General features: G+C 35.9%; 22 protein-coding genes. 8 read left to right on the forward strand and 14 right to left on the reverse strand.

The window, feature by feature from the left end:
• Positions 1-76: 76 nt before the first annotated feature.
• Positions 77-661 carry a YpmS family protein gene (locus ACK4M9_RS00470; RefSeq protein WP_409846729.1) on the reverse strand — a complete coding sequence of 195 codons (585 nt, stop codon included), beginning with the start codon at positions 659-661 and terminating at the stop codon, positions 77-79.
• A 95-nt stretch (positions 662-756) separates the two neighbouring features.
• Here ACK4M9_RS00470 and ACK4M9_RS00475 point away from each other — a divergent pair, with 95 nt between their 5' ends.
• Positions 757-939, forward strand: coding sequence for a hypothetical protein (locus ACK4M9_RS00475; protein WP_409846731.1), 183 nt, complete (start codon positions 757-759; stop codon positions 937-939).
• Positions 940-1,216: 277 nt separating this feature from the next.
• Here the strand turns inward: ACK4M9_RS00475 and ACK4M9_RS00480 are convergent, their stop codons facing one another.
• Positions 1,217-1,303 (reverse strand): YjcZ family sporulation protein, encoded by an 87-nt coding sequence (locus tag ACK4M9_RS00480; protein ID WP_409847337.1) that lies wholly within the window; start codon positions 1,301-1,303, stop codon positions 1,217-1,219.
• A gap of 116 nt (positions 1,304-1,419) precedes the next feature.
• Entirely contained in the window at positions 1,420-1,503 is an 84-nt protein-coding gene (locus tag ACK4M9_RS00485) for a YjcZ family sporulation protein (protein WP_409847338.1), read from the reverse strand.
• 180 nt (positions 1,504-1,683) lie between these two features.
• Between ACK4M9_RS00485 and ACK4M9_RS00490 the strand changes: the two genes are divergently transcribed.
• Entirely contained in the window at positions 1,684-2,550 is an 867-nt protein-coding gene (locus ACK4M9_RS00490) for a peptidylprolyl isomerase (protein ID WP_409846733.1), read from the forward strand.
• A 198-nt stretch (positions 2,551-2,748) separates the two neighbouring features.
• Positions 2,749-2,856, forward strand: coding sequence for a YjcZ family sporulation protein (locus ACK4M9_RS00495; protein ID WP_409846735.1), 108 nt, complete (start codon positions 2,749-2,751; stop codon positions 2,854-2,856).
• A 125-nt stretch (positions 2,857-2,981) separates the two neighbouring features.
• Here ACK4M9_RS00495 and ACK4M9_RS00500 read toward each other — a convergent pair whose 3' ends face one another.
• From ACK4M9_RS00500 to ACK4M9_RS00550, 11 genes are all read right to left on the reverse strand, one after another.
• A complete protein-coding gene (locus ACK4M9_RS00500) occupies positions 2,982-3,260 on the reverse strand; it encodes a sporulation YhaL family protein (protein WP_409846737.1) in 279 nt (92 codons plus the stop codon).
• A 153-nt stretch (positions 3,261-3,413) separates the two neighbouring features.
• Complete coding sequence (gene yhaM / locus ACK4M9_RS00505) at positions 3,414-4,358, reverse strand: 3'-5' exoribonuclease YhaM (protein WP_409846739.1); 945 nt, start codon at positions 4,356-4,358, stop codon at positions 3,414-3,416.
• A gap of 27 nt (positions 4,359-4,385) precedes the next feature.
• Positions 4,386-5,720 carry a sensor histidine kinase gene (locus ACK4M9_RS00510; protein WP_409846741.1) on the reverse strand — a complete coding sequence of 445 codons (1,335 nt, stop codon included), beginning with the start codon at positions 5,718-5,720 and terminating at the stop codon, positions 4,386-4,388.
• Entirely contained in the window at positions 5,717-6,397 is a 681-nt protein-coding gene (locus ACK4M9_RS00515; protein WP_409846743.1) for a response regulator transcription factor, read from the reverse strand. The genes ACK4M9_RS00510 and ACK4M9_RS00515 overlap by 4 nt, the downstream gene beginning before the upstream one ends.
• A 122-nt stretch (positions 6,398-6,519) precedes the next feature.
• Positions 6,520-7,284, reverse strand: a complete 765-nt coding sequence (locus tag ACK4M9_RS00520) for an ATP-binding protein (protein ID WP_409846746.1) — start codon at positions 7,282-7,284, stop codon at positions 6,520-6,522.
• Between the two features lie 213 nt (positions 7,285-7,497).
• The gene (locus tag ACK4M9_RS00525) at positions 7,498-9,519 is read right to left on the reverse strand and encodes an AAA family ATPase (RefSeq protein WP_409846748.1); all 2,022 of its coding nucleotides are present in this window, start codon (positions 9,517-9,519) and stop codon (positions 7,498-7,500) included.
• Between the two features lie 4 nt (positions 9,520-9,523).
• Positions 9,524-10,762, reverse strand: coding sequence for a metallophosphoesterase family protein (locus tag ACK4M9_RS00530; RefSeq protein ID WP_409846750.1), 1,239 nt, complete (start codon positions 10,760-10,762; stop codon positions 9,524-9,526).
• Between the two features lie 221 nt (positions 10,763-10,983).
• On the reverse strand, positions 10,984-11,367 hold the full coding sequence (locus tag ACK4M9_RS00535) for a hypothetical protein (RefSeq protein WP_409846752.1): 384 nt from the start codon (positions 11,365-11,367) through the stop codon (positions 10,984-10,986).
• Between the two features lie 113 nt (positions 11,368-11,480).
• Positions 11,481-12,323, reverse strand: a complete 843-nt coding sequence (locus tag ACK4M9_RS00540) for an HAD family hydrolase (protein WP_409846754.1) — start codon at positions 12,321-12,323, stop codon at positions 11,481-11,483.
• A 236-nt stretch (positions 12,324-12,559) separates the two neighbouring features.
• Positions 12,560-12,907, reverse strand: coding sequence for a YlbF/YmcA family competence regulator (locus ACK4M9_RS00545; RefSeq protein ID WP_409846756.1), 348 nt, complete (start codon positions 12,905-12,907; stop codon positions 12,560-12,562).
• A 113-nt stretch (positions 12,908-13,020) separates the two neighbouring features.
• Positions 13,021-14,157 carry a DUF445 domain-containing protein gene (locus ACK4M9_RS00550; protein ID WP_409846758.1) on the reverse strand — a complete coding sequence of 379 codons (1,137 nt, stop codon included), beginning with the start codon at positions 14,155-14,157 and terminating at the stop codon, positions 13,021-13,023.
• A 167-nt stretch (positions 14,158-14,324) separates the two neighbouring features.
• On the opposite strand from ACK4M9_RS00550, the gene ACK4M9_RS00555 reads away from it, so the two are divergent.
• The 5 genes from ACK4M9_RS00555 (at position 14,325) to ACK4M9_RS00575 (ending at position 19,716) form a co-directional block, all read left to right on the forward strand.
• Positions 14,325-15,713, forward strand: a complete 1,389-nt coding sequence (locus tag ACK4M9_RS00555) for a YheC/YheD family endospore coat-associated protein (RefSeq protein WP_409846760.1) — start codon at positions 14,325-14,327, stop codon at positions 15,711-15,713.
• A 4-nt stretch (positions 15,714-15,717) separates the two neighbouring features.
• On the forward strand, positions 15,718-16,794 hold the full coding sequence (locus ACK4M9_RS00560; RefSeq protein WP_409846761.1) for a YheC/YheD family endospore coat-associated protein: 1,077 nt from the start codon (positions 15,718-15,720) through the stop codon (positions 16,792-16,794).
• The gene (locus ACK4M9_RS00565; protein WP_409846763.1) at positions 16,794-18,194 is read left to right on the forward strand and encodes a YheC/YheD family endospore coat-associated protein; all 1,401 of its coding nucleotides are present in this window, start codon (positions 16,794-16,796) and stop codon (positions 18,192-18,194) included. The genes ACK4M9_RS00560 and ACK4M9_RS00565 overlap by 1 nt, the downstream gene beginning before the upstream one ends.
• The gene (locus ACK4M9_RS00570) at positions 18,172-19,326 is read left to right on the forward strand and encodes a YheC/YheD family endospore coat-associated protein (RefSeq protein ID WP_409846765.1); all 1,155 of its coding nucleotides are present in this window, start codon (positions 18,172-18,174) and stop codon (positions 19,324-19,326) included. Before ACK4M9_RS00565 ends, ACK4M9_RS00570 begins: the two co-directional genes overlap by 23 nt.
• Before the next feature lie 219 nt (positions 19,327-19,545).
• Positions 19,546-19,716, forward strand: a complete 171-nt coding sequence (locus tag ACK4M9_RS00575) for a hypothetical protein (RefSeq protein ID WP_409846767.1) — start codon at positions 19,546-19,548, stop codon at positions 19,714-19,716.
• Positions 19,717-19,808: the final 92 nt, after the last annotated feature.

Here is a 19,808-nt window from a genome sequence, read left to right on the forward strand (position 1 = left end):
AATCTTTACATACTTTCCTTTCAGGACTATTACTTTACATGATTTCCTTTCAGGACTATTATTAGTTCCTTTTATTTTATTTTTTTGAGGAGACTAATTCAAATTCAATATTATCCATTTCCAAATCAAAGTTAGTAACTTTAATAAACATTGACTCTAGCCCCTCCATTTCCGTTACCTTTAAAATTATTGATTCCTCTCTTGTATTTATTTCGATCCAGTCTGGAAAGGGAAGAGTATTTTTAATAAGCGAAAATAAGGTCTCACTAGGAAGCTGAAATCCTCCAATGTGAAACGATTTACTCTTTAAAAGCAAATCACCTTCACCATACATTTCCGGCTCTAAAAATAATTCAAATGCTATTTTCCTTCCGAATAGCGGGATTGCGGCTTCTAATAACACATGTTCTGATGTTAAAGTGATCTGGAAATTATTATTGCCATCACTTGAGATTTGTTCCGCCATAAATGAGTTTAATTGATCTTTTGTAGTAGATATGACAAACATTGTTTCACCGACGCGATCCTTGCGTTCAAGTTGAACATGGTCAGGTGAAGAAAAGAAAAAATAAAACCATATTAGTAGAGAGATGAAGAGTACTCCTAAACTACAAACCATGCTTATAAATGCTATTTTCCAAACATTTTTCTTTACTTCCATATTCTCACTCCTTTTTAATTTAAATGCAAATGCTATCTTTTTTTATAATAATTTGATAAAGTTATAGAGGGTATCCAACTAAACGGAGGTAACTAATGCTTATTATTTTTTATTTTCCCTTTGCTCTATTTATTTTATTTATGATTAATTCTATGACAAATACTTTGTGTCTTCAAAAAGAAATTCCTGAAGAAAAACAACCAAAGGTATTTCGTACCATAAATGTCTTAATTACAATCCTACTAACATCATCATATATAAAAATCCTCCTCACTTAAAGTGAAGAGGATTTTTTATTTCTACGCTTTTCTTTGGCTAGCTTCGGATAACCAGCCCCTTGGCAAATAACCTCCCAGTTAATAAAGTTAATTTCGACTTTTTTACTGGCAGAACATTTGCTTTCGGGGCTTAGCAGCTGTCCTACGCTTTTCTTTGGCTAGCTTCGGACAACCAGCCCATTGGCAAATAACCTCCCAGTTAAAAAAGTTAATTTCGACTTTTTTACTGGCAGAACATTTGCTTTCGGGGCTAAGCGGCTGTCCTACGCTTTTCTAATTACCAACCCCAAGAAGCACCAATAATCACTAATAGGATAAACAATACAACTAGTAAAGTAAAGCCTCCACCGTGTGCATGAGCCATAATAAATTGCCTCCTTTTTATTAGAATAACAGGCTTTTCGTTGAGAAAAATAGCCACTTTTTAAATTAAAAGTTACATTTTTGATCAATTAGGGGTAATATGAAACCCTCTATTTTTTAAAGCCATGCTGTACCTACAATAACTAATAAAATAAACAGCACAACGATTAACGCAAAACCACCATGATAAGCGTGTGACATTAAAGACCCCCCTTTACAATGGTTTACGTTATCCTATGCATGAAACTAATCTTCTGTTTGGGCGACTGTACGTTTTTTCACAGAATGTTTTCAGGTAACCTTTTTCATTTTTCTAGAATTTATGCTATAGTATTCATTGTGCCGAATTTAGTAGACAAGATATTAAGGAGAGTTGCAAAAATGAAGAAATTAATTACAGCATTAGCTTTAACAAGCCTTATCGCCCTTACAGCATGTAATGGTAATGGAGACATTGAAGGAAAGGTAGTTGCAGAGGTTGACGGAAAAGTCGTTACAGAAGCTGAATTTTTCGAAGCATTAAAAGAAAAACACGGTGAAGATGTCCTGTATTCATTAGTTCAAGACAAGCTGTTTGATACGCATGCTGACAGATTAAATATTACTGAAGATGAAGTTACCGCTGAACTAGACAAAGTTCGTGAAGCTTACGAGTTAGAAGATGATTTAGCATTTTTACAGTTTCTTCAATCGCAAAATTTTGCTGGTGAGGCAGAATTCCGCAGTTTAGTAAGACAACACTTAGTTGTCCAAAAAGTAGCGTCAGAAGGTGTGGAAATTACTGAAGAAGATGTTCGTGCAGAATATGAAGCTGGTAAAGAAGTTACCGCAAGTCATATTTTAGTACAAGATCTTGAAACTGCTGAAGAAGTGATTGCAAAATTGGAGCAAGGTGGGGACTTTGCTGAGCTTGCCGAGGAGTATTCAATGGACACTGCAAGTGCTGTGGCTGGTGGAAGTTTAGGTTCATTTGAACGAGGAAGAATGGTTCCTGAATTTGAAAAAGCTGCATTCTTACTTGATATTGGCGTAATTAGTGAACCTGTCCAATCACAATTCGGATATCATATTATCAAAGTTGAAGAACGCAAACCATTTGACGTTTCATTTGAAGAAGTAGCTGAAGAACTAGAAGAATTATTAGCAAGAAGACAAGCACGTCCACTTCAAGAAGTTCAGAAAGAATTAATTGATAACGCTAAAATCGATATTAAAGATGAAAAATTCAAGGATCTTTTAAACAACTAAAACTTAACTAAATCAGGATGTTTCTCCATTGAAGCATCCTGCTTTTTTGTGCCATTTTATTCTAGGGATTGTTTCCGATAATCTCAGCGATGAGTAAAGAAATAAAATCCATCTTTGCCTAGTACAAAACATTCCTCTTTAACATAATGTGATTAAGAGGCTACCACCTCATAAACTACTTCGAAAGGATGATAAAGTATGGCAGGATGTTTCCCACCAGCAACAGGAGCAGGAGCTACAGGCTTTGCGTTAATTCTAGTATTGTTCATTCTATTAGTAATTATCGGTACAGCTTACGTTTACTAAAAGGAAAAAAAGGAGCTGACACATGTCAGCTCCTTTTTTGTGGGTATTTTCGGTCAAGTCTTTTAGTGAGCCTCTTATACAGGAACTAGATAACAGAGAAGCGAAAGGGAAGCCAGCATATTTATCTAGCCATTCATCATTTCCTTTCTTTCACGGCGCTTACGGATAGGCTCCATAAACGTTTCTCCTTCTTGTTCGATCCAGCGTTGCTCGACCTCGCGATCCTCTTTAGCATATTTAAAAGATAGAAAGCCACTAAATATTATCCCAGCTACTACGAAATAAACCCACCACGGGCTTCCTTGAAGCCTTTCTGATATTGGAGTTACGAGTAATAATAATCTAGCAATGAATAGTAAAAGTAATCCTCCTATTAATGCGCCTACAAATTTAACTGGATTCATATAATCACCTCTATTAATAGTTTCGTAATACTAGTCTATTCTACTCTATTAATAGATATGTCACTTTTAGTTAAAAATTATTGTCGCTATAGTTCCTTGAACGAGATTCTAAAATTCATTCATAAGAGTCTTACATTATCCTTCTACAATTAATTAATTTCCAAAGCTAGGCTTATAGAAACTACGGTTATCCATTGCATATACTTTTTCACTGAATTCTCCAGGTTTAACTCTATCTAAAGCACGATCTAGCATATTCATTTTTGCATCAATATTATCTATCATATGGAGCATTTCTGCTTCACGAATTAATGGTGCCTTAGGACTGCCCCATTCACCTTTTGAGTGGTGGCTAAGAACAAGGTGTTGTAATATCATTACCTCTTCTCCGTCAATACTTAATTCTTTTGCAACCTGACCAATTTCGTTGACCATGATTGATATGTGGCCAAGTAGCTTCCCTTCTAAAGTATAAGTTGTAGCAACTGGCCCGGACAATTCGATTACTTTTCCTAAGTCGTGCAAAATAACTCCTGAGTATAAAAGATCAGTATCAAGTGATGGATATAAATTAGCCAATGCTTTTGCTAAATCTAGCATTGAAACAACATGATAAGCTAAACCGGATACAAATTCATGATGATTTTTAGTAGCTGCTGGCACTTCAATAAAAGCTTCGCGATGCTTTTTTAACAAATGTCTAGTAATCCGTTGAATGTTAGCATTCTTCATTTCAAAAATGTACTGCGTAATTTTTGCAAGCATATCCTCTGGATCAAGTGGTGCACATTGCAAGAAATCAGCTAGTTTAACATGATCCATAGCCGTTGTTGGACGGATTCCTTTTATCTTTAGTTGATGCTTTCCACGGTACTCATGAATGTCACCTGTAACATGAATAATCTCACTGCCAACAAAGGTCGTTTCGTCTTCAGAATTACAATCCCAGAGCTTTGCTTCAACTTCCCCTGTGTGGTCACCTAGCTGCAATGTTAAAAATGGTTTACCATTACTTGCTAAACCCTTTGTCGCTGATTTTATTAATAAGTAACCATCAACCTTTTCGCCAGTTTGATAATGAGCGATGCCTTTATGCATAGCTTACACCTCCAAGTCTTGTTCTACTTAAATTGGTAAATATATTTTAAAACTAACACCTTTAACTTCATTTTTGACAGTCGGATATCCACCATGGAGCTCCGCAATTCGCTTTACAATTGCTAGTCCAAGTCCGAATTGACCTTTATTTCCTTTACGAAACGGTGTAAAAATATGACTTAATTCTTTTGATGGAATGTGCTCTCCATCATTTTCTACCGTTATTTCTACTGTATCATTTGTAAGCTTTGCTTTTATCCAGATTGTCGTTTCGGCATAACGGAGCGCATTTTCAACTAAATTTTCCAGTAAAATTTGAATTTGTTCACGATCTCCATCGAAATTAACTTCTGCACCTTCAACAATAAATGCTAAATCGCTTCGTTGAACTCGATAACGCTCTTGTAACTGATAAGCAATTGAACCGAATACAAGCGTTTGACGGTGAATAATTTCCTCTTTCACAGAATCAAGCTTTGTAAAATAAAGCATATCTTTCACTCGCTTTTCCATACGGTTCGTTTCCTCTATGATTACGTCCATGGCTTGTTCAATATTTTCTGGTGGAAAAATACCATCCTTTACTGATTTTGCATAGCTTTTGACGACCATAATCGGAGTTTTTAACTCGTGAGAAGCATGTTGAATAAATGTTTTTTGAGCTTTATCATAATTAATTAGATTTTGACGCATTTGTTCAAATTGAAACGAAAGCTTTTGGAAGTCTTGATCACCTCTCCATTCAAAAGGCTCTTGCCAATTGCGATTAGAAATTTGCTCAAAATGATTCCCTAATAATGTAAGGGGCTGCCGCAAGTAGTTTTTAAGCCAAAATGCTGGAAAAAGCCCTAAAAGACTTGCTAAAATTAAAATATAAAGAAGCCGTTCCCAAAGCTGATTGATCATCTGATCACGATACGAATCCCACATATACGAGATATGATAGGCATCTCCTACGACCGTTTCGATTTTTAATACAACATAAAAAACTGTTGCTCCACTATAGGTAAGTTCATATCTACCACGATCAGTCATTTGTTTTGTAGCTCGATCTGTCATTTCATCCAGAACACCCTTTGGAACAGGGTCACCTTGTACCCTACCAAATTGACTCATAAAGAAAAGGTGGCCAACTGATCTCTGTGCCTCACGCCGTTCAATAAAATCAATTTCCGTTTGCGGTGGAGCATGTTCTTGAGGTGCTTGGTACCGATCTTGCTCTTCTTCAATAATTCGATACGTCTCTTCAGTCAATGTACTCTTTAATGAAATTGGATAGATAATAATTAACAAAAGAGCAATAATCAAAATTAAAGAAATAAACGAAAGCCAAATTCGATATGTTAAATTTACATATTTCATGAAGATAAGACCCTGTAACCAAATCCGTATAATGTTTCTACGTGTAAGCGTGGCAATTTCTTTCTTACCCTACGAACAACATCATCAACTGCTCGTTCTGAGCCATAATAGTCAGTACCCCAAACGTATTCAATAATTTCTTCCCTAGAAAATGCCTTGCCAATGTTAGAAGTAAGCAAGATAATGACATCTAACTCTTTCGTTGTCATTTCTAGTAATTCATTGCCATCGTATATATTTCTCGTTGTCGGATCAATAAAATATCCGTTTAGCTCAATTCGCTTTTGTTCATCCTCTTTCGTTGGTGAAGTATAAGCCCTTGATAAAATTCTTTTAACACGGATAATGAGTTCCTCCGGTAAAAAGGGCTTTGCTAAGTAATCATCACTACCTAGTTCCAGACCTAAAACTCTGTCTAAATCTTTATCCCTTGCGGAAATAAAGATTACTGGGGTATCATTTTTTGCTTTAATTGCTTTTAATAATTGGTAGCCATCCATATGAGGCAGCATAATATCTAATATCCATAAATGGGGAGACGCATGACCAATTGCATCATAAGCCTCTTGCCCATCAGCAAAATGATGGACGTCCCAACCTTCCCTAACCATATATGCTTTTAATATTTGTGCTAGGTTTTTCTCATCTTCTACTAAATTTATAATATATTTTTCCAATTATATTCACCCTCACTGAGTATTTGCCTTATCTCTATTTTATCGAAAAATTTAAAAAATCCTACTAGATTTTATCAAACCTGAACATTTAAGAAAAGCTATTAATGATTCAATACTGAAAATTAGTTGTTTGGCATGTCTAAACAAAAATGATTTTCTGAAATTTCATCAGCCATGAACGGATGACAAGTAAAAAAAACAATTTGATGCTGTTTAGACATTTCTTTAATTAGTTCAATTGCATTTAAGCGTCGGCCTTTATCAAAATTAACTAAAATATCATCTATAAAGATTGGAAACGGTGTTTGCTTCGAATGAACAGTTGCTAAGCTTAAGCGAATGGCAAAATAAAGCTGTTCTTTCGTACCTTGGCTTAATTCATTCGGTTGAAACTTCAAGCCATCGCTACGCTCAACAAATAATCTTTGTTCCCCGATAGGCGCGTATAGTTGAACATATTCACCGTTAGTCATAGAATGAAACATTCTTGTTGCTTCCTTTATAACATGTGGTTGTCGCTGTTTCTCATAAACTTGCTTCGTTTCGTCTATTAATAACTGTACTGTACGATGAAACGCCCATCTTTTTACTTCTTTATTTAGAATTCCCTTTTCATTTTCAAAATTATGTAGGGATATAGAATAACTGCTTCCCTCTTCCAACTCTAAAATCTCTTGATTAAGTTTAGCTAACTGTTCCTGTAACGTTTTCAGGTGAATTCGATTTTCGCTTTTTTGCTTTTCGAGTTGTGTAAGTTTTTCAGCAATATCATCGTTATACTCTAATATATCTCGTTCTAGTTGCTTAGATTCTTTTTCACTAGTAACTAATGGGGCAATTTGACTGTTAGAAATGCGCAGCTGCTCATGAATATGTTGACTTTCCAACCAAGCCTTTCCTTTTTGGCGAAATTCTTCTTCCGTCCGAACGTTCGCCAATTGGAAGAGAATATTTATCTCTTTTTTATATTGGCTTAATTTTGTTTCAACCGTTAACTTATTTTCTAAAAGCTGAATTTCTTGATCTGTAAACCGATTTAGTAACTTTAAACCTCCCTGCGGGCTTTTTATATAAACTTATATTTTTAAACCGCTTTTATGTTAGATTTTACGATAAAAAGCGACTCCAAGTTCAAGACACAAGTCCTCTACTTGGTTTTCAAACTGTTCTATTTCATTTTCAAGCGTTACTAATTTTTGCTTTAAAAAGGAAAGTTGGCGTTGTTTTTTCTTAATCTCTTCCATCATTTTTAATAATTTATCATAATATTCTGCTTCTAGGTCTAATGGGTATTTAAACTCAGTTGCCCAACTTCGTAGTTCTTCTTGAAAGAGGGCATTCGTATATTCCCACTTATCTAATTCCTTACATATCAGCTCGTATTGTTCCTTTACTTCATTCAAACCTTGCTCCCGAAAAAATAACTGTTCTCGTTTTCGCTGATCTTTCTCGAGCAATTCATAATCATTATTAACGTGTTTTTTTTGTCTTTTTTCAATTTCAGCAATAATTTTTTGTCTCTGATAGGTGAAATTTTCCTGCTGCTTCTTTAAATCTTTTAAGACATTACTAACTGTACTTTTTGCTTCCAACTTCGTGTAGCCTAATACAATAAACGTACCAATAACTACAGAAGCTGCTAATACCATTTGCGAATTTTTAACTAGGATGAAGGCGCAAAATAAACTTAACAAGAGTACAGCTAACAAAAGCAATGTCTTAAAGCTAGTTTTCCTCGAAACAAATTGATCTAATTGACGATTAACCATTTGCAAGCCCTCATCTACATACTTCAATTGCTGTTGGAGCTCTTTTTCCGTATCTTGTTTTGCGAGCGTCTCTTCGAGTTGTTTTTTCGTTTTATCGTCTAATAATTGTCTTTTTATCGTTTCAACTTGGTTTTCTTTGTCTTCGAGGGATGTTTTTACTTGTTCAAATTGAGATTGGAGAAAAAATCCCTGTTGTTTTATCTCTACTTCTTTTTTTATTAAATTCGTAAGCTTTTGTTGTGCAACAAAACTTGTCTCAAACGGAGCAGCATTATCCCCCAACTTTTCCTTAATTACTTCAAACTCCTGCTGTTCAAACTCTATTTGATGTAAAAGAAGGGCTTTTTCATCCCGTTTAGTCTCGTAGATCTTTCTTGACTCTTTTACTTGGCTAATCGCTTCTTCTAGCTCAGTTACGTTTTCATTGACACGAAGCTTTGCTTTTTCACTATATATGTCATCAAGCTTCTTTTCAATAGCAATTAACTCTCCTTCGCAGACTACTGAACTATCGTTAAATTTTTCTAGTCTTTGCAGACCATCCTCAGGATATGGTTGATAAGGTGGCAGTTGTTCTAATCTACTTTCGTAAATCATTTTATTCAAAAATACTGGCGCAAGCGATTGTAGTTTATCAAAATAACGATAATCACGATCTAAGGCGAGTTCATCTCTACTAGCTTTCTCGATCAATTCCACAATAGCCGTTTGTTGCTTTACTAAGTTTTCATGCTGACTTAACTTCCTTCTCCAAGAACTAACTTTCTCTTCTAAATCGACTACTTTTTTTAGCTGATCATTAATAATTGGTTTTCTACCCGTGGGCTTGTACAGAACTTGCATTAGCTTTTCATTTCTTTTCTCAATTTCTAAAAGATTATTGCGCCCGGAAATCCCTACGCCATACATAAACTTATTAAGTTCATCTGCATGTAGCTGTTCAATTGTTTGTAAGTCTGTTAACCCAAAAGAATAAATTCCGGAAAATGTCGTACGGTCAATTTCGCTTAGGATGAGTTTTAACTCCCCTTCACCACCGATATTCCCATTAGAAAAATACACTTTTGCATTACCAGTAGCTTTACCGTGAACTCGTTCAACTGTTACTGTTCCATATTCTTTTGTCTCGATGACAATATTGCCACCATAACGACCACCTAATTTAGGTTCATAGCGAAGTTCACTTTGTTGTTTCGTAGGAAAACCAAATAATACACAACGAATAAAGGCCATCAGTGTCGATTTACCCGCTTCATTGTTGCCTAAAAATAAATGAATAGGTTCCTTTGATAACTCAATTTGAGTATCTTGAAAGCGACCAAAACCATAAAGATGTAGTTTTGTTAATTTCATATCATCATTCGTCCCTTTCCTTCAGAAATTCCGTTAAAATATAGCTTTCAGCTTCTAGTAAAAGCTGTTTTTGCTCTTCTTCTGTGAAAGGTGTTAAGTATCGTTTCAGTTTTTGATTACTAAAAACCTCAGCTAATGCATCTACTAATGGTTCTTGATCAGCTAGTAACCTGTCACAAGCGGTAATAATATCACTAAGCAGATGCTGCTCCTTTTTTATTTGTTGCCGGTCCCATTCGCCAATTGTCTCCAACTTCTTATCGACTATATAAGCAAATTGTTCTTTTTCTTCCTGCCCCCAATTTAAGACTTCAATAAACTCAGCGACGCCTTCGGTTAGATAATTATGGAGTGGGCCACTACCTACAAAACGAAGAATGACGAATAATTTCCGATCACATTTTTTCGCTTCCGTTATAGACAACTCACAGCGGTTTTTTAATTCATCGATCGTTTCAATTCCTTCTATTGAAACGGTTAGCTCCTCCCAATGTAGCTCGGAAGTAGGTAAAAATGTTAACGTTGAAGAATGATAATGGTCTAGCTCTACAAAGTAAATCCCCTTATCGCCTAGCTCTTTTTTATGTCTTCCTTGAAAGTTCCCTGAGTACACAACAAAAGGATTTTCATGAAGAACTTGTCGCTTATGTATATGACCTAATGCCCAATAATCAAACTCTTTCTCAACTAGCTGTTGAACGGAAAATGGTGCATAATGATCATGACCTTCTTGACCATCAGCGGTTCCATGGAGAATACCAATATGAAAATCTGCCTCACCTATCCTTTGATAATTGACAGCAATATTATCTTTAACTGTTTTTTGCGGATAGCTGTATCCATACAAATGAACAGTTAAATCCGCTTTTCTAAATTTATAAACATCTACTTCAGCTTTGAAGAAAAAGACATTATCTGGCCAAGAAATCGATACCCAATTTCCTTTTAAGTGATCATGATTACCATGGATTATATAGCAGTGAATTCCGTATTCTTGCAACTCTTCCATTGCCTTTTTAAATTTTGATTGTGCCTTTAAACTACGATCTTCCCCATCAAAAAGATCACCCGCAAAAATCACGAAATCTACTTGATACTTTATCGCGTAGGCAACAAGTTTTTGTAGCGCTTCAAAAGTACTCTCCCTTGCTTCCTGTAACAATTTTATCGGCAAGTTACTTAACCCCTGAAACGGGCTATCCAAATGTAAATCAGCTGCATGAATAAAACGAGTTTTCTTCATAAATCTCCCTCACCCTAAAATTTTCTATATATATTATACCATTATTAACAAAACATTTGTTCTTATAAGTGTAGTTTTAAATTTGGAAGCGATAACTTTCGAAATGATCTCTCAAATAACTGACAGCCCTCACCGAATCAAAAAAGGGCTGCCCAAAAGCAAAGTAACAGTCACCTCTTCTACTACAAGGTGTGCTGACACTTTTGAGACAGCCTTTCTTCTTAATAATACGGCAATAATGACAGTGCAGTAATTGCAGCGAGAGGCAAGATTAAGCGTTGGAAACGGCGGCGTGGTCTAAATGGATATCCGTATCCCGGAAAACCATAGCCTGGAAAGCCATAACCCGGAAAGCCATAGCCTGGGTAACCATAGCCTGGAAAGCCAAGCCCGGCCCCGTAGCCTAAACCAACTCCACCATATAAACGCTCTTCATTTCCATCTTCTCGTTGCATTGTTTCCCCGGTTGGAACTGCTAAATAAAGATTTGTCTCGTCAACATTCTCGACGATCCCATCAAAAACTTGTTGATCAGCAGTTTGAACCATTACATAGCGGTACATATGATTTTTACAAACGTCGTGCATATTTTGTGTCTGGTGCATGCCCATCTCTCCTTCCACGATATCCTATTCTGGAGCTGGGCAATTGGTTACTGTACTGTCTATTTTTTTCAATGAAAAAAAAGACCCGTTAATAAACGAGTCCTGTTTTTCTACTAATATTGCATATTTAACTGTTTGCGGAATACTTCTTTCACCATGTAGGCTACACCATTTTGATTATTCGAACGTGTAACCCAGTCAGCTTGATCACGGATATGCTTTGGCGCGTTGCCCATTGCTACACCTAATCCAACTTGAGTAATCATTTCGATGTCATTTTCATAAGCACCGATAGCAACCATTTGGTTAAACCCAATTCCCAATTTTTCACCAAGAACTTGTAACCCTTTTGCCTTTGATATACCTTCAGATACAATTTCTAATCCGCCTTCTGAAGATGATGTCACGTGAATACCCGGTATTTCCTTCAATAAATCTTCTTTTGCACTAAGACGTTCTTTTTCATTAAAAAAGAACGCGTGGATTTTCGGTGGCATGACTGGTTCATTTAATAAATAGTTACTTAATGAATCAACAAATGTAACTGGGTAAAAAACTGGATCACCAATGCCAACAGTCATTCTCGCGATGAGGTAATTTTTTTGGCGAATTTTATTACCGATTGCGAATTTCTCATGCATGACACGAATATGACATTTATGTTTTTCTAACAGTTCAACAATATGGTAAGCTTTTTCGTTATTGAGACGACGTTCAAATGTTGGGTTTTCTAATGAAGACCCGATAAATGCTCCATCATGAGTGATAATATCTGTTTCCAAATTTAATGCATTTGCTACTTTTTGGGCTGAAGGAAATGATCTACCTGTTGCTAATGTCACGTAAACACCTTTCATTTTTGCGTACTCAATTGCTTCCCTTGTTTGTTTTGCTAAACGATGGTTCGATTGTAACAGCGTCCCATCGATATCCAATGCTAATAAACGATATGCCACTATTGCTCCCCCTTTTCATGAACATTCACTGTTTGGTAAAAGCCTATGATAAATTCTTGAACAATAGAACAGATTATCAGAGAGAGCTTAAGCGTGGTTGCAGCGAATTAGAAAAGTTGATACGAAAAGCATAGCGCTCTGCCTAGCAACTCACACCTAGACATTTATTTTAGAAACCTCTAATTTCTTTTCCTACTAAAAAAGACGACCTTATGAGGTCATCTTTTTAGCTCTAACTATTCAGCTAATCCATAAAGTTCTTCTAATGGCTCAGCGATAATTCTGTTTAAGTCACCGATTAATTGGCTCATGCGTTGCTCTGCTTCCATTAGCTTTCCGATAACTTCATGCTGTTGCACAAGTTCAAAAACGCTTTGTGCTTTTTGAATTTCTTCTTCAGTAAGCTCCATTCCTTGCATTTGTTTTTGTTGAAGCTCCATTTGGATCGAACGAAAACCATCCAGCATTTGCTTCGCTTGGGCATCTGCATTCACCTGACCGTGAAGTTCTGCTAGTTGCTTAAACTCGTCACTTTCTTTTAATACACGGCTAAGCTCATGGGCCTTGTCATATGTGTTTGACATTAGTAAAAAACCTCCTGATTTTGCCTTTCTTACAAACTAAGAAACGGCTTTGTAATAATTACTCCTTCACGACTATAACACTTTTATAAACTTAATTCACCTTATATGGGAAATTAGCGGAGAAAAATGATAAATATCCCTTGAAATAAACCAATAAGCCCACCTAATAAAGCGCCTAAATATGTGATTAATTTTAACTCTCTTCTTGAAATCGACAACACCATATCCTCTAGTCGACTCACTGAAAATTGCTCTACTTGATTTTTGACGACATCTTCTAGCTGTAGTTTTTTTAGTAGGTGCACTAATTCGTTTGAGATCGCTCGTCCTATTTTCTCGATCATGCGAGGGACGATTTCTTCCACCAAAGGTTTTTCTATCATTGGAGACCACTCATAAAGAGGCTTGTCTAAATGGTCTAGCGGGATATGGTCAATTATTTTTTCTTGGATATATAAGGATACTTCGTTTAGATTTAAACATTCCTCGATGTCTCCTATTCTTAATCGTTTCACTTGCTCCCATTCTTTTTTGAGAAAAACCTCAATTAACTGCTGAGTTCCTTCGTCATTTAGCATTTTGATGATCTCTGGTTGTAACTTATCAACTAAACGCTCATTTCCTAAAAACATTGAAACCATATTCCCTAAAGCACCTCGACCCATTAAAAATCGGTCAACCATATTACTTAAGCTCTCAATACCTTCAGAACTGCTAAAATAACCTTTCGCTTTTTCGATAAAAATTCCCGCCAGTTCAGGAATATACGCATCTACCTTATCATTAATCTTTTGTGGAATGACATTGTTTAAAGGTAATGGTCGTAATTCTTCCAGCATAACCTCTACTTTTTTTCTAATCCAACTAGTTAATTTAAGTTGCACTTCCTGTTTCGGACTTTCAACCCCAGTCCAATTTTCGATTACATTTGCTAACGAAGTTTCACTTTTTAAAAGGTTTCTAAGCTCTTTTTGTACCCATTGTGCCATCTCATTCAAAAACAAATTATTTTCAAGCTTTTTTTGTAAGCCTTCTGCAGTTAATAAATGATTTACTACGAGTTTACCAAGTTGGTCTGCTAACTCTGTCCTCCGCTTCGGAATTAATCCCGGTGTAAAAGGAACTCGCCATGTGCCAAGATAATATGGCCGATACGGTCGAAATAGCATCTTAATTGCCAGCGAATTAGTAACACCACCAATTAAGGCTCCGACAAAAACCATAATTATGATAACAATAAAAACCTCCACTACTTTCACTCCTACTCTTTATCACAGATTTTTCACACATATGCCTATAAGTACATAGGATACGATATCAACAAATGCCTATCAAATCAATCCGCGCGTTTATCTGTTTCAGACGCTACGTTTTGTTACAAATGGCAATCTAAATTCATAAAAATGAGTGGTCAAAAATGTTCCTAAGGAAAATAATTTTACAAGTTGATAGTAATCTTGCAAGAAGTGATCAATTAAAAATATCACGTTCTTTATGTAGGTACTTTGATTTAAAAAGTGGTGATCGTGTTAAGTTTCAATTCGGCTATCAAATAGTAGTTGTCTTCATTGTTGAAACTCCCTCTTTTAAAGTTCCAACAATAGAAATCACACCAGAGCTTGCTGAAAAATTAAAGTTTCCTTTTGAAATATTTCCAATACATTGTCTATATAAACAAGAGGAGAATACACTTAAATTAGGACCAACCATTACATGTATCACTAACCAAATGTATCATGAAGAATCAAAGTTTGGAAGTATGACAACATTTTTTGAAGAACTAGCGATGTTTGCTAAACATCACCACATTTTATTTTATGTCAAACCTCTACGCGGTTTCGATGACGACTTAACAGGCTACTCATTTCAAGAAGAGCAATGGCAAAAGTATTTATTGCCTGTACCTGATGCTGTTTATAACCGCATCGGTTCAAGAGTTTTTGAAACATCTAATACTTATCTACAGTTTACCCAATTATTAGAAGATAAAGGAGTAAATTTCTTTAACCATTGCTTTTTAGATAAATGGGAAATTCATGAAGCACTGTCTAGTTTTCCTGAAATGACACCTTATTTACCTTCCACAATCCCATTTGATGACTATGAAACCTTTGCCAAAAAGCTTACACTCTATGATGTTATTTTTGTGAAACCTGCCCATGGTAGTCAAGGAAGGCAAATCTTAAAAATTGAAAAAGATGAGCAAGGCTTTTCTGTTTATTACTCCTCTTTTTCGGAAAAGATCTCAACACAGTTTAAATCTAGTTATCTTCTCTATAAACGCCTAAAAGAGCGTCTTAAGAAAAAATCCTTTATAGTTCAGCAAGGCATTGAACTTATTAACTTTGAGGAAAAGCGACCGCTTGATTTTCGAGTTCTTTGTATTCGTAATGAAGAAGGTCAATGGAAAGTGATATCGTCGGTGGCAAGAATATCACCACGAGAAAAAATGGTTTCAAATATTGCCCAAGGTGGGGAACAAAGGCGTCCACTTGATATATTAACAACGTTATTTGATGAAAAGCTGGCTAAACAATATGTAAGATTAATGGGTGAACTTGCCGTTGAAGTAGCAAGTTTAATTTCGGAAAGCCATGAAGGTTTGTTTGGTGAACTTGGAATTGACATAGCCCTAGACAAAGAGGGAAAACTTTGGATCATTGAAGTAAACTCAAAACCTTCAAAAATAGATTTAGATGAACCTAATCAGCGAATACGACCATCAACAAGAGCGATTATCGCTTACTTAGCTCATTTATCTGGTTATCCATTAAAACGAAATGACAAAGGGAAAAGGGAGAGATAGATACATGGTAACTCTCGGAATATTAGTAACGGATCTTCGCCAAGAAGAAGATTATTTTACTACAATGGCAAAAGCCAGTTCTACTGAGAATGTTCATATTCTTCTTTTTTTACCTAAAGACATTAATCGCAGTAAAAAGATGGTAAAAAGCAAATCATACTGCCATAAAACAAATGAATGGCAAGAGGATTACTCGCCATTACCTATGTATATTTATGACCGCTGTTTTTACGAGAATGAAGAAGTTTACAAGGTACATTACGCTCATGTTTCTTGGCTAAAGTCTCAACCCGACATTTTCTTTTTAGGCTATGGACTCCCTAATAAATGGTTGGTTTATAACATGTTAAAAGAAGACCCTGTAATAAACCTTTTCTTGCCTGATACAGAGTTAGTAACGACTTCAGAAATCGTATTTTCTATGTTAACTAAACATGACTCTATTCTTTTAAAACCCGTAAGTGGCTCACAAGGAAAAGGAATTTTTATATTAACAAATCAAAACAAAGGTTTTCGTCTTATCGCTAAGAAAAACACTATACCATTTCAAAAATCACTAACAAAAAAACAAGTTCAACATTTAATTAATAAAGTTACCGTAAAGCGAAAGTATTTACTTCAACCGTGCTTACAACTAACAGACAATGACGAGCGGCCATTTGATTTAAGAATTTTCCTTCAAAAAAATGAGGAAGGTAAGTGGAAGGAAATCGGTAGAGGCATCCGCACTGGAAAAATCGGTGATTACACGTCTAACTTAGGTAGTGGCGGTGTGGTTTACCCTTACATCGAATGGCTTCATACACTCCCAATAGATGCATGCCAACCATTACAAGTTAACTTAGCAGCATTGATCGAACGTATTCCATTAGTGTTAGAAAAACATGGTCAACAACTATTTGAACTTGGCCTAGATTTCGGATTTGCCAATGACGGGAAACTTTGGCTTTTAGAAGTTAATTCAAAGCCTGGCAGAAAAGTAATTACAACTAGTTTTCCGGACAAGAAAGAAATTCTCGCTAGAGCGCCAATAGACTATTGTCGTTATTTAGACAGGAAAAGAAAAGGAGTTGGAGTTTAATGATGCAAGCAGCTTTACCTTTAAAAAAGGAAACCAATCGTTTAGGGACACTTTTTGTGCCTATAGAACAATTTAAACAATATGTAGCGCAGGTTCAATTTCCGACTGCGATTTCTTTTGGCACCAAAACTGTAAAATGTGAAGTTGCCCCACACCCAGATCAAAAAGATGAATATAAGCTATCAAGCAACCTTTGGGAAGAATTAATGATTCCTCATGAAGGCTTAATTCATTTATTACAAAAAGATGATACAGTTTTCATAGGTCCTTTAGTGGGAATTTTTACTGCTGGCTTTACTCAATTTAATTTACGCCCGATCGGGGAGCGCTCTTTATTTTTTGCAAAATTACTTTCTGTCGAAAAGAAAGTGGGTGCATTTTACTTTGTCTTTGGGGCTCATCAAATCGATTGGGATAACGGCACTGTCAACGGTTACTTTTACATGAATGACGGCTGGAAACAAATAGAAGTACCAATCCCGAATGTCGTCTATGACCGTCTTCCTAATCGCAAAGTCGAGAATCTTGAGTTTTCAAAACAAGTAAAGGAACGCCTCCAAAAAGAATACGATATCCCTTGGTTTAATCCGGGCTTCTTCAATAAATGGGATATTCATCAGTTGCTAGTTAACGATAATAAGGTGAATAAACATTTACCTAAAAGTTACTTCCAACCTGAGTTTTCCGATATTAATAGTTTAATAGAAACTTATAAGCATGTTTATATAAAACCAGCTAACGGCAGTTTAGGTCTAGGTATTCAGCAACTAATTATCAAGGATGATGAGCCCTTTATTTATTGCCGCTTCAGAAATAATGAAGAAAATAGGTTAAGAAGATATTCAACCTTACATCGGTTAGTACGCCGTCAATTTCCACAAGGCTTAAAAGGAATGATCGCCCAGCAAGGAATTAATTTATTAAAGTGGAACAACAATCCAATTGATTTTCGAGTCCATACGAATAAAGATGAGCACGGAAATTGGCGGATAAGTGCGATCGCCGCAAAAATTTCTGGTACAGGTAGCATTACGACCCATGTAAAAAGTGGTGGTGAAGTAAAAACGGTGAAAGAAATCCTCCGTGATATTGGCGCAAATCCAGGGATAACTAAAAAAATACATGAGACTGCCTTATTATTGAGCGAAAAAATTGATGAAAAGATGCCTGGCTTCATTGGCGAAATTGGATTTGATATAGGTGTGGATCAAAGTGAGCATGTATGGATGTTTGAGGCAAATTCCAAACCTGGTAGGACGATTTTTTCTCATCCAAAATTAAAAGCTGATGACTTACAATCAAGGCGACTCCCGTTAGAATACGCAATCTATTTATTCAAGCAGTCCGTTGAAAAACAGCCAGAACTTGTGAATGCTAATGGACATTTTTTACAATTATAAAGAAAATAAGTGGCAGAGTAACTGCACAAATACGAGTCTATTTGGTAAAAATCTCCTTGAAGTTACTCCTGGGAACATCAATGGTCATCCCGGTTTTCCAGTAAAGAAACGAGACGACAAAGTCGGCCCTCTTGTTGCTATTTTAACAAGTAAGGAAGGCCGCCCTGATTTTTATGGAAATCGCTCTACATTTAAGCGCATTCACGACTGTTTACAATCATCAGGCGGGATCTCCTTTGTGATGACACCAGAAGGTTATGACGGTGAAAAAATCGTAGGCTACCTTTATGATGATGGGGAGTGGCGAAAAGTTCACTTCCCTCTTCCTGATATTATCTATAATCGAGTAGCTTCTTACAAAGCTGAAAAACAGTTAGGAGCAATCCGAAACATGGCGTTTAATAACGCTATTCCTTTTTATAACCCGCATTTTTTTGAGAAATGGGAAACATACAAACAATTAAATGAGAACGAGTTCTTGAAAAAGTATTTACCAGATACAGAGCTCTTAGAATCTAAAGCACAACTGGAAAACTGGCTTGTTCTATATCGTTCTATTCTTATAAAACCTATTCTTAGTAATCGTGGTAACGGAATTTTTCTAATCAATAAATTAGACGATCTTATTGAAGTAAAATCCAATAACTCGAGAAAACAATATGAAAGTATCAGTGACGTTTGGGATGAACTTAATCCCTCACAGCAGAGGAGCAACATTATTCAAAGAAAAGTAAACTTAAAACAATACAATAAGCGCCCTTTTGACTTACGAATATTAGTCCAACGTAAAAAAGATTTATGGGAAATTACCGGCATCGGTGTTCGCCGTGCTGCGGACAATGCGATCACAACACATGTACCTTGGGGTGGGCAAGTTCTTCCCTTTGAAACGATTAGTACGGGATTATCTATCGAAGAGGTAGACTTTCTAGCAGACCAAGTTGCCAGGCAGCTTGAACTGGCATACGGCTACTTATGTGAATTTTCGATTGACCTTGGCATTGACGAGGACGGACACCTTTGGATATTCGAAGTAAATTCAAAACCAATGAAATTCGATGAACCACATATTCAAGAAAAAGCACTAACTACCCTAATTGAATGCTTTAATGCAGATGCTGGATTTAGTTAGGAAGTTGCTAAACAAAAAAATAATGCTAAAACAGATTTAATTGACTGTTATTATAAAGGCTGTCCCAAGCCAAAGTATCAGCACCTCGTTTTTTATGATCCACTTCTGTAATTCGTATCACTTCAAGATGAGTTGACACTTTTGGGACAGCACTGTTTTAAATAAGTAATTATTACATAAACTACTTTTGAAATTCTATATTTAAAGGAGGAATTGTCTATGAATATAAAAAAAGACTCGCTACATGATGGCAGAGATAAAACATATGTTGATGTCGATCGGATGACAAACGAAGGAGTAGCAGGTGGAACGGTTACTGACCGATATGACCAACCGCAAATCGAAGACGCTCAAAAGTTTAAAGAGGAAGAACGTCCAAGAGAAGTTTAAAATTTTTGATTTTTATCTAACATTCGATAATACAAATAATGATTTATTAAAAAAGGTTGTTTTATAAGCATCTGTTTGATACCCTTTCAGTT

Origin of the sequence: Anaerobacillus sp., assembly GCF_046314235.1 — a bacterium.
Lineage (GTDB): Bacteria > Bacillota > Bacilli > Bacillales > Anaerobacillaceae > Anaerobacillus.